Source organism: Novosphingobium sp. Chol11, assembly GCF_945870625.1.
GTDB lineage: Bacteria > Pseudomonadota > Alphaproteobacteria > Sphingomonadales > Sphingomonadaceae > Novosphingobium.
Genome location: NZ_CAMBTS010000012.1, coordinates 46,132 through 53,768 on the forward strand (window position 1 = coordinate 46,132; position 7,637 = coordinate 53,768).

Genomic DNA, 7,637 nt, shown 5'->3' on the forward strand with positions numbered 1-7,637 from the left:
GTCCCCGTAACAATCAGGGCAAATTCGACTTTCCCCAAGCCTGAATGCGCCTTCGAGTCAACGCCGAGATAGCGTGTCTAGCCCCCAAACAGATTCAGCGAGGCCACATCATTGATCGAGACAAACAGCATCAGCGCCACCATCAACGCGAGGCCCGTGCGCAAGGCCCATTCCTGCGACCGTTGGCTGACGGGCCTGCGCTGGACCATCTCGGCCAGACAGAACATGATGTGCCCGCCATCCAGCATCGGAATTGGCAGCAGATTGATGAACCCAAGATTGATGGAAATAAGCGCGATAAACCAGGCGTAGTTCGCCCAGCCCGAAACCAGTTGTTCGCCCGAATACTTGGCGATCTTGATCGGCCCGCCCAGTTCCTTGACCTCGCGCTGGCCGGTGAGGATCTGGCTGATCCCGGTGATCATCACGCCCATGATGTTGCGTGTCTGCGCCACGCCGTCGACCAGCGCTTCCACCGGCCCGACCGCGACCCGCGACACGCTGGCCGGGCCGATGCCAAGAAAGCCGATCTTCTGGGTGTTGCCAAATCGGTCCGAGGTTTCCTTGGTCATCGCCGTTACCGGCACCGCGATGCGCTTGCCGTCGCGCTCGATTTCCATGGCCAGCGGCTCGCCCGGATGCTGCGTGATCGCGATCCGCGCATCGATGAAGTTTTCAATGGGACTGCCGCGCATCGAAATGATCCGGTCGCCCAATTGCAGGCCGGCCTTTTCAGCCACCGAGCCCACTTTGATCGTCCCGATAACCGGGGGGATCACCGCTTTGCCATAAGCGAGGGTGAAGCCTGCAAGAATCAGCACCGCCAGCACCAGATTGGTCATCGGCCCGGCGACCGCGATCAGCGCACGCTGCCATGCGGGCTTGGCATGAAAGGTGCGGTTGCGCTCCGCCGCTGGCAGCGCCAGCCAATCCGCGCTCGGCGCGCCGGTCGCGTTCTGGTCGCCCGCGAACTGGACATAGCCGCCCAGCGGCAGAGCCGCGATTTTCCAGCGGGTGCCGCTCCGGTCGGTCCAGCCGATCAGCTCCTTGCCGAAACCGATCGAAAAGACATCGGCTTTCACGCCGAACGCCATGCCCGCCAGATAATGGCCCAGCTCGTGGACGAAAACCAGCGGCCCGAGCACCATGATGAACGCCAGCACGCTGAGCAATAGTCCCGGACTGTTCACATCTGGCATCACCGCAAGGGCTCCATCATTTCAAGCGCGCGGATCCGCGATTCCTCGTCCACGGCGATCACATCGTCGAGCGAGGAGGGCGGCGGCGGAAGCCCGCGCGCCAGCATCGTCTCGGCACATTGCACGATTCTGGTGAACGATATCTGACCATCCAGAAACGCCGCGACCGCGATTTCGTTTACCGCATTGAGCACCGCCGGGGCCGCGCCGCCCGCAAGCACGGCCTCGCGCGCTACCCGTGTGGCGGGAAAGCGCGCTTCGTCAGGGCGGCGAAAGGTCAATTCGCCGATGGCGGCGAGATCGAGCGGCGCGCAGGGCGTGTCCATCCGCGCAGGCCACGCGAGCGCCGAAGCGATGGGCACGCGCATGTCAGAGGGGCCAAGTTGTGCGAGCGTGGAACCGTCGCGATATTCGACCATCGAATGCACGATCGATTGCGGATGGACCAGAATGCGCAGCTTATCGATGCCGACCGGAAACAGGTGATAGGCTTCGATGAATTCGAGGCCCTTGTTCATCATCGTGGCCGAATCGACGCTGATCTTGGCGCCCATCGACCAGTTCGGGTGCTTGACCGCCTCGGCCGGGGTGGCGCGGTGCAGGCGTTCGATCTCCCATTCGCGGAACGGGCCGCCGCTCGCGGTCAACGTGATCATGCTGACATGCGCGGGATCATTGCCGGCAAGGCACTGAAAAATGGCGTTATGCTCGCTATCGACCGGCAGCAACGTCGCGCCAGAGCGGGCCACAGCCGCTGTCATCACATCGCCTGCGGAAACCAGCGCTTCCTTGTTGGCCAGCGCGACCGATTTGCCGCATTCGATCGCGGCCATCGTGGGGGCAAGCCCGGCGCAGCCGACAATCGCCGCCACGGTGATATCCGCCCCGCGCGCCGCCGCTTCGACCAGCGCCGCCGCGCCCCCCGCCGCCGCAATGCCCGATCCGGCGAGCGCATCGCGCAGCGCGGGCAGGCAGCTTTCATCGGCGACGACCGCCAGTTCGGCCCCGAACTCGCGGGCCAGCGCGGCCAGTTCCGCTGCCTGGCAATTGGCGGTGAGCGCGATAACGCGAAACGCCTCGCGATTTCGCCGCACCAGATCGAGCGTCGAGGTGCCGACCGATCCGGTGGCCCCCAGCAAAGTAAGCGTACGGCTCAAGATCGCGTCCCCCCGGATGCTGCCCATTCTGTTACGGCCCATGTTGTGCCCACGATGATAGCCACCGGGAGCAGCCCGTCAAACCGATCAAACAGCCCGCCATGTCCCGGAATAATCCGCGAACTGTCTTTCACCCCGGCGCGGCGCTTCAGCCAGCTTTCATAAAAATCCCCGGCCTGCGCCGCGATGGCGAGGCCAGCGCCGGTCAGCGCGGCAAGACCGATGCGCGTATTGCTGAAGGCATCGTCCAGCCCCGGGCCAGTGGGAGACATCGCCGAGACCGCGTAGCTAACAAACAGCGCGAAGGCCGTGGTCCAGAACGCCGCCGCCGCCATGCCGCCGGCCAGACCCGCCCAGGTCTTGGAGGGGCTGATCGCGGGCGCAATCTTGGGCCCGCCGATGGCGCGTCCAGCAAAATAAGCGCCGACATCGGTGCACACCACAAGGCCGACCACCCCGATCAGCAGCGGCACCGGCATCAACCCCAGCGCCAGTGTCGCCCAGCTGACATAGACCGCGCCGGTGATCACCGCCGCCGCCATCCGCGCCGGATCAGGCGCAATTTTCGCAGCTAGCCCGACATATTCGGCAAAAATGCCCAGCCCCACCACCGCGACAAAACCTTGCAAAACCGCGCCTCCTCGCCAGATCGCCACTCCGGCAATCACCAGCATGACGATGGCGGAGGCAACGCGCACAGGAAGATCGGATTTGACCGGCACGGCCGCGCCGGCCGCAGGCGCATCACCGTCCGCCAAAGCGCCGCTCGCGGGTGGCGAAGTGATCGAGCGCCTCGCGCAGATGTGCGGGCGTGAAATCGGGCCAGAGCACTTCGAGAAACTGCATTTCGGCATAGGCCGCCTGCCACAGCAGGAAATTCGAAAGGCGCACCTCGCCCGAAGTGCGGATCAACAGATCAAGCGGCGGCATGTCGGCGGTATCGAGCTCGGCGTCGATCGCCTCGACCGTGACCGCGCCTTTGCGCGCGGCGGCTTCGGCGGCACGGGCGATTTCCTGCTGCGAGCCATAATTGAGCGCAATCGCCAGCGTGGTCCCGGTGTTGTGGGACGTGCGCGCCAGTGCATCATCGATCATGGTGATGATATCGGGGGCAAACACCCCATAGTCGCCGATGATTTTGAGCCGCACATCATTGGCGACGAATTCTTCCAGATCGCTGCGGATGAAGGCGCGCAGCAGCCCCATCAGATCATTGATCTCATCTTCCGGACGGCGCCAGTTTTCCGACGAGAACGCATAGATGGTGAGCGCCTCAAGGCGCATGTGGCGGGCCGCGCGCACCACTTCGCGCACCGCCTCGACCCCGCGCTTGTGGCCGATAACACGCGGCAGATGATGCTTCTTGGCCCAGCGTCCGTTGCCATCCATGATGATGGCGACATGGCGCGCCGGTGCGCCCGGCGCGCCGGGTGCCTCCTGCACCTTCCGCTCGCTGCGTGCCCGCCCAAAGGTCACTTGCCGAGGATTTCCTTTTCCTTCTGCGCGGTCACTTCATCCGCCGCCTTGATCACCTCGTCGGTCAGCTTCTGCAGATCGGCTTCGCCGCGCTTGCGCGCGTCTTCGGCGATTTCCTTCTTGGCCTCGTCGGCTTTGAGCGCTTCCATCCCATCGCGCCGCACATTGCGGATCGCGATCCGCGCCTTTTCGGCATATTGGCTGGCCAGCTTGGCCAATTCCTTGCGGCGTTCTTCGGTCAGGTCCGGGATCGGCAGGCGCAGGGTATTGCCGTCGTTGATCGGATTGAGCCCGAGCCCGGCCGAGCGGATCGCCTTTTCCACCGGGCCGATGTTGGTCTTGTCCCACACCTGAACCGAGAGCATGCGCGGCTCCGGCGCAGAAATCGTGGCGATCTGCGTGATCGGCGTGCTCGCCCCGTAAACCGTTACCATCACCGGCTCGAGCAGCGCAGTGTTCGCGCGGCCGGTGCGCAGGCCCGAAAGATCGTGCTTCAATGCTTCGACAGCGCCCCTCATGCGGCGCTCGATGTCGGCCTTATCGAACTTGGCCATAAGTCAGGCTTCCTTTTGCACAATAGTATGGGTGCCCTCGCCCGCAAGAACCCGCGCGAGATTGCCGTGCTCCCGGATCGAGAAGACCACGATGGGGATTTCATTGTCGCGGCACAATGCCACGGCAGATGCATCCATCACCTTAAGATTGTTGGCCAGAACGGTATCATAATCAACCGTAACATAGCGCTTTGCCGCCGCGTTCTTTTTGGGATCGTCGTCATACACGCCGTCGACACTGGTGCCTTTCAGCAGAGCATCGCACTTCATTTCGGCAGCGCGCAAGGCCGCGCCCGAATCGGTGGTGAAATAGGGGCTGCCGACGCCTGCGGCAAAGATCACGATGCGGCCCTTTTCCAGATGCCGTTCGGCGCGGCGGCGGATCACCGGTTCGCACACCTCGTCCATCTGTATCGCCGATTGCACGCGGGTTTCCACGCCGATTTTTTCCAGCGCGCTCTGCATCGCCAGCGCGTTCATGATCGTGGCGAGCATGCCCATGTAATCGGCCTGCGCCCGGTCCATGCCCTTGGCCGCGCCCGCCATGCCGCGAAAAATGTTGCCCCCGCCGATCACGAGGCACAGCTCAAGCCCGGTATCCTTGGCCGCCTTCATCTCGCTCGCCATCTCCGCGACGAAATCGGTATCGATGCCGAACGGCTGATTGCCCATCAGCACCTCGCCCGACAGCTTGAGCAGAATGCGCTTGAACTTTGGGAGGCTCATCGGATCAAACAACTCATATCGGAGAACGCCGCCCTTATACGCAGAAGCGGCAAACTGCCAAGGGCGCGAAGCAGGCTTTGCCGGATCGCGGACATGAAAAACCCCGCGCGGCCCGAATGACCGCGCGGGGCAAAAACATAATCTTGGCGGTTACTTGATGCCCGCTGCTGCGGCCACTTCTGCGGCAAAGTCGGTCACTTCCTTCTCGATGCCTTCGCCCAGCTGGAAGCGCACGAAATCGGTCAGCGCGATCTTGGTGCCAGCGGCCTTGGCGGCGGCTTCCACCACTTGCGATACCGGGGTCTTGTTGTCCATGACGAACACCTGGCTGAGCAGCGCGTTGTCCTTGGCATACTTGGCCACGGCGCCGTCGGCGCGCTTGGCAAGGATGTCCTCGGGGATCTGCTTGCCGCTCTTGGCCGCTTCTTCGACTGCCTTTTCCAGCGCGATCTTGCGTTCGCGCTCAAGCACCAGCGGATCGAGATCTTCGATCGAGAGCGCCTGAGGAAAGGCCGCCGCGATGTGCATCGCGATCTGCTTACCCAGCGGTTCAAGCACATCCGCGCCAGCTTCGGATTCCAGCGCGACCAGCACGCCGATCTTGCCCAGGTTCGGGGCAGCGGCATTGTGCATATAAGGCACGATCAAGCCGCTGCTTACCGCAACCTGCTTGATCCGGCGCAGCTGCTGATTTTCGCCGATGGTGGCGACGTTGTTGGTCAGCGTTTCGCTCACCGTGCCGCCGTCCGGATAGGACGCTGCCTTCAAGGCTTCGACTTCGGCCATGCCGCCGGCGAGCGCCACATCGGTCACTTTGCGCACGAAATCCTGGAATTGATCGTTCTTGGCGACAAAATCGGTTTCTGAATTGACCTCGACCGCAACGCCCTTGGTGCCCGAAACGGCAATGCCGACGAGCCCTTCGGCCGCCGTGCGGCTCGACTTCTTGGCAGCGGCGGCAAGACCGCGCGCGCGCAGGGCATCAACCGCAGCTTCGAGATCGCCGCCAGTTTCCTCAAGTACTCTCTTGCAGTCCATCATGCCGGCGCCAGTGCGCTCGCGCAGGTTCTTCACGTCAGCGGCGGTATAAGCCATTGCGCCAATCCTTTGTGTTTGAAACGGGCATTAGTTCTTGCAGCGGATGCGGCCGGGCAGCTGTTGCAGCAACGCTTGCCGCGGGCTCGTATGCGCCAATCAGGTCAATTCAGTGACGGACCCGCGCGCAGGCGATGCTGGCGCGCGGGTCCGTCACTGTCGCCGCGATCAGACGTCGGTGGGTTCAGCCACGTCCGCCAAAACGGCAATCTCGATCGCTTCTTCATGCATCGGCTCGTCCATCGCGCCCAGATCGGCACCCGACGAGATTGCGGCATCACGGCCGCCGCGCGTGGCGGCTGCGGCAACCGCATCGCAATAAAGACGGATCGCGCGGCTGGCGTCATCGTTGGCGGGAACCGGGAAGGCGATGCCATCGGGCGAAACGTTCGAATCGAGGATCGCCACGACCGGGATGCCGAGCACATTGGCCTCCTTGATCGCCAGCTCTTCCTTGTTCGCGTCGATCACGAACATGACATCGGGAATCCCGCCCATGTCGCGAATGCCGCCGAGCGAAAGCTCGAACTTGTCGCGCTCGCGCGTCAGCTGAAGCACTTCCTTCTTGGTGAGGCCGGTGGTGTCGCCCGAAAGCTGCTCTTCCAGCGCCTTGAACCGCTTGATCGAACCCGAAATCGTCTTCCAGTTGGTGAGCATGCCGCCCAGCCAGCGATGATTGACGAAATGCTGGCCCGAAGCCCGCGCGGCCTGCGCGATCGGCTCTTGCGCCTGGCGCTTGGTGCCGACGAACAGCACTTTGCCTCCGGATTGGACCGTGGCCGAAATGAACTCGAGCGAGCGCGCCATCAACGGCACGGTCTGCGACAGATCAAGAATATGGATGCCGTTGCGAGCGCCGAAGATATACGGCTTCATGCGCGGGTTCCAGCGGTGCGTCTGATGGCCGAAATGCGCGCCGGCCTCGATCAATTGCTGCATTGTGACGACTGGTGCCGCCATAGGGTATTTCCTTTCCGGTTCGACCTCTGGGAAGCGCAGAACCACAGCGGAGATCCCGCTTATGGCACCGGTTTGGGTGCTTCCCATGTGGAATACTGAGGGCACGGACCTTAGGCACCATACCTAGGTCTTCCCCCAGCTATCAGGGCCGTTAGCCCAATCGCCTGAAGAAAGCCACGCGCAAATGCCAAAAATTTTTGCCGAAGCAGGATTTTCCGCTTGACCAACTAGAACAAAAAGAGAACAAGTAACTCATCGGCGCGCGGGAACGAACCCTTGGTCTCGCGCGTTGCCCTATCAACCCGGACAAGCGCCGACAGGATATACCCCGTTCGGCCTGACAGCGTAAGTGTAAATATTTATTGACACATAAAGTGTCCAATTTAGTTTACATAAATCTTATCGAAGTAATTAAGTATAAATACCCATGATTTGAATTTCCCCTCGTTGCAGGCCCAAATCTTGTTGAG

8 protein-coding genes are annotated in these 7,637 nt (G+C 62.4%); all 8 read right to left on the reverse strand.

The annotated features are described in order from the left end of the window. Positions 1-77 precede the first annotated feature (77 nt). The 8 genes from rseP to rpsB all read right to left on the reverse strand — a co-directional run bounded on the left by rseP (position 78) and on the right by rpsB (position 7,167). Positions 78-1,199, reverse strand: coding sequence for an RIP metalloprotease RseP (gene rseP / locus Q0O40_RS03850; RefSeq protein ID WP_295526405.1), 1,122 nt, complete (start codon positions 1,197-1,199; stop codon positions 78-80). Continuing rightward, positions 1,199-2,356, reverse strand: a complete 1,158-nt coding sequence (dxr, locus tag Q0O40_RS03855) for a 1-deoxy-D-xylulose-5-phosphate reductoisomerase (RefSeq protein ID WP_295526385.1) — start codon at positions 2,354-2,356, stop codon at positions 1,199-1,201. Before dxr ends, rseP begins: the two co-directional genes overlap by 1 nt. Continuing rightward, positions 2,353-3,078 (reverse strand): phosphatidate cytidylyltransferase, encoded by a 726-nt coding sequence (locus tag Q0O40_RS03860; RefSeq protein WP_295526388.1) that lies wholly within the window; start codon positions 3,076-3,078, stop codon positions 2,353-2,355. Before Q0O40_RS03860 ends, dxr begins: the two co-directional genes overlap by 4 nt. Before the next feature lie 22 nt (positions 3,079-3,100). Beyond that, positions 3,101-3,799 carry a polyprenyl diphosphate synthase gene (uppS, locus tag Q0O40_RS03865; protein ID WP_295526407.1) on the reverse strand — a complete coding sequence of 233 codons (699 nt, stop codon included), beginning with the start codon at positions 3,797-3,799 and terminating at the stop codon, positions 3,101-3,103. A 29-nt stretch (positions 3,800-3,828) separates the two neighbouring features. Next, positions 3,829-4,386 (reverse strand): ribosome recycling factor, encoded by a 558-nt coding sequence (gene frr / locus Q0O40_RS03870; RefSeq protein ID WP_295526391.1) that lies wholly within the window; start codon positions 4,384-4,386, stop codon positions 3,829-3,831. Between the two features lie 3 nt (positions 4,387-4,389). After that, complete coding sequence (gene pyrH / locus Q0O40_RS03875) at positions 4,390-5,112, reverse strand: UMP kinase (protein WP_295526393.1); 723 nt, start codon at positions 5,110-5,112, stop codon at positions 4,390-4,392. A gap of 150 nt (positions 5,113-5,262) precedes the next feature. After that, positions 5,263-6,207 carry a translation elongation factor Ts gene (gene tsf / locus Q0O40_RS03880; protein WP_295526396.1) on the reverse strand — a complete coding sequence of 315 codons (945 nt, stop codon included), beginning with the start codon at positions 6,205-6,207 and terminating at the stop codon, positions 5,263-5,265. A 168-nt stretch (positions 6,208-6,375) separates the two neighbouring features. Continuing rightward, a complete protein-coding gene (gene rpsB / locus Q0O40_RS03885; RefSeq protein WP_295526398.1) occupies positions 6,376-7,167 on the reverse strand; it encodes a 30S ribosomal protein S2 in 792 nt (263 codons plus the stop codon). Positions 7,168-7,637 lie beyond the last annotated feature (470 nt).

Bases quoted from the DNA above. Each gene is read 5' to 3' on its own strand.
- rpsB (WP_295526398.1), bottom strand. From the start codon at position 7,167: ATGGCGGCACCAGTCGTCACAATGCAGCAATTGATCGAGGCCGGCGCG.
- pyrH (WP_295526393.1), bottom strand. From the start codon at position 5,112: ATGAGCCTCCCAAAGTTCAAGCGCATTCTGCTCAAGCTGTCGGGCGAG.
- rseP (WP_295526405.1), bottom strand. From the start codon at position 1,199: ATGCCAGATGTGAACAGTCCGGGACTATTGCTCAGCGTGCTGGCGTTC.
- frr (WP_295526391.1), bottom strand. From the start codon at position 4,386: ATGGCCAAGTTCGATAAGGCCGACATCGAGCGCCGCATGAGGGGCGCT.
- tsf (WP_295526396.1), bottom strand. From the start codon at position 6,207: ATGGCTTATACCGCCGCTGACGTGAAGAACCTGCGCGAGCGCACTGGC.